Annotated in this window: 1 protein-coding gene; it reads right to left on the bottom strand. The window is 28.9% G+C overall.

Annotation, left to right across the window (positions count from 1 at the left end):
• Positions 1-47 precede the first annotated feature (47 nt).
• The gene (locus LJD32_RS14790) at positions 48-2096 is read right to left on the bottom strand and encodes a glycoside hydrolase family 2 protein (RefSeq protein WP_227392801.1); all 2049 of its coding nucleotides are present in this window, start codon (positions 2094-2096) and stop codon (positions 48-50) included.
• Positions 2097-2368: the final 272 nt, after the last annotated feature.

Here is a 2368-nt window from a genome sequence, read left to right as displayed (position 1 = left end):
TAGCCATAATAAAAAGTGAACCTCCTAAGTTGTCCAACTTTTTCAGTTCACTTCACTTTTCTGGTTTTATGATCATAACAAACTAGGCCTTTATTGTTTGTTCTTTCTTTACCACCTGAATTTCTATAGCTTGAAAAATCAAACATATTCCAAACAAAAGCAACCCATACATTATCTTGCTTAGAAATCGCATCATATGCTGATTCTAATACATATGATTGATATTCTTCGGGATGTTCCTTAATAGCAGTGTCATTCCCACTCCACGAAAAATCAGAATTAATAGTAGCATGTTGATCAATATTTCCACCTGCACCATATTCAGAAATAATTATAGAATCTTGTCCTAATAGATCACAGCTAGAATCTATTTTATTTGAATAAAGATCTTTAATTATTTCTCTACCTGTTTCATCTGCAGCTTTTACTTCTGTTTTAAATCCATAATACAAATTAAAACCTGTATAATCTATATCTGAATTTCTAGTCCAATTTAAACTTTCCTTTAATTTTTCAGTTCCATCAATATGTGCTTGTACGACAAATCTTGATGAATCTTCTTTTTTAGCCAATGAAGCTAATTCTTTCATAAATGCACTTAAAGTTTTTGTACTTACATTGAATTCTTGACCATATGAAGCAAACTGAGGATTTGTATTTACTTCATTTTGAATTCCCCAACAAATAATTGATGGATGATTATAGTTTTGCCTAATAAGTTCCACTAATTGTTGTTTTGTTGTTTCTCTAAAAGTTGTTGTATCTGCCATTAATAAATAAAATGGTATTTCAGTCCATACGATAAGTCCTTTTTCATCTGCTAAATCATATAAAGATTGATCATGCGCATAATGTGCAGTTCTAATAGCATTTGCACCCATTTCCATAATGGTATTGATATCTTCTTCTTTCATTTCTTTAGTAGTTGCATTCCCATAGCCTTCCCTATCTTGATGCATACCTACCCCATTTAACTTATATAATTTTCCATTTAAATAAAAATTACCATCTTTTACTTTAAAAGTTCTAAATCCTACTTTTTGCGTTTGACTATCATATACATTTTCTTCCATGTCTTTCAATTCGACTTTTACAGTATATAAATAAGGATCTTTTGTACCATTCCAACGATGTACATTTTCAACTGTTAATTCTTGTACATTTTCTTGACAAGTTGTATTAGCTAATAAATTGATATTTTGTTCATTCTTTGAAACTTCTTGACCTTCATTATTTAAAATTGTTGTTACTACTTTAAAATCTTTATTCTCATTTCCTTTAGAACTAAACTTAGTTTTTATTTTAGCAATTGCATTATTTCCTGAAAAACTTTGAGAAACATAGATTCCTTTTGTCCCATTATCTTCTGTAGAAATATATGCATCATTAGTTGCAATAAGTTCTACGTCTCTATATAATCCTGCCCAATGTGTAAAATCGCTATTAACAGGAATAGAAGCAGTATCAATATTTACTGTTTCTACTTTAATTTTAATTGTATCATTTTTAACATATTCTGTTATATCAAAAATAAATGCAGAAAAGCCACCAACATGCTCTCCTACTTTTTTACCATCAATATAAAGAACTGTATTTTTATTAGCACCATAAAATTTTAAAAAGAGATTTTTATTTTTATATTTGCTAACATCTAATGTTTTTTCATATGTACAAGTTTTTGAATTCATTTGAGGAATATAAGACATTGTAGGGTGAACATATTCCCAACAATAAGGTAAATTAACAGTAGATGATTTATTATCATAGTTTGTAAATGTCCATGATTCATTTATATTAACAACTTCTTTTTCAGTATTCTCATTAAAAGCTTGTACCACATGTACATCATTACTTTCAGAATCTAAGTTATCAGTTTCTTCTGTTACTGTATTATTTTCTATCTCCTCTCCATTATTATTTTCACTTTCATCCTGTGTTGTTTCGCTAGTTGTATCTTTTTCTGTATTATCTTGATCGACTTCTTCAACTATTTGGTCGTCATCTTGGATAGCGCTTACATTACTGTATAATGCAGCAAAAAACAGTTGTGATAGACACATACTAAAGACAACAAAAAGCTTTAGCACTTTTTTCATTATATCTTTCCCTCCCTTAAAAATATAATGTACTATTTCATTAAAGAAATAATATATCTAAAAAAAGTATACCCCCCCCCCGTCATTTTTCGTCAAGTGTTATTTTCCTTCAAAACAAAAAAGGTAACTATTAGGTCATTCAGTATCTAAAACTGTTGTTTAGTACTGTTGCCTATTATTTACCTTTTGATTATTTATCTTTTATAAAAACAATTGTTTGTACTTCCTGGTGCACTGCTTCCTTTTTTTACAAGTTGGATTTGGATTGCTTC

The organism is Faecalibacillus sp. TM498 (assembly GCF_020589955.1).
GTDB classification, from domain to species: Bacteria; Bacillota_I; Bacilli_A; order Erysipelotrichales; family Coprobacillaceae; genus Faecalibacillus; species Faecalibacillus intestinalis.
Note: the sequence above shows the minus strand (reverse complement) of the source record. Positions and strands in the feature narration are given on the sequence as shown.

Bases quoted from the DNA above. Each gene is read 5' to 3' on its own strand.
- LJD32_RS14790 (WP_227392801.1), bottom strand. From the start codon at position 2,096: ATGAAAAAAGTGCTAAAGCTTTTTGTTGTCTTTAGTATGTGTCTATCA.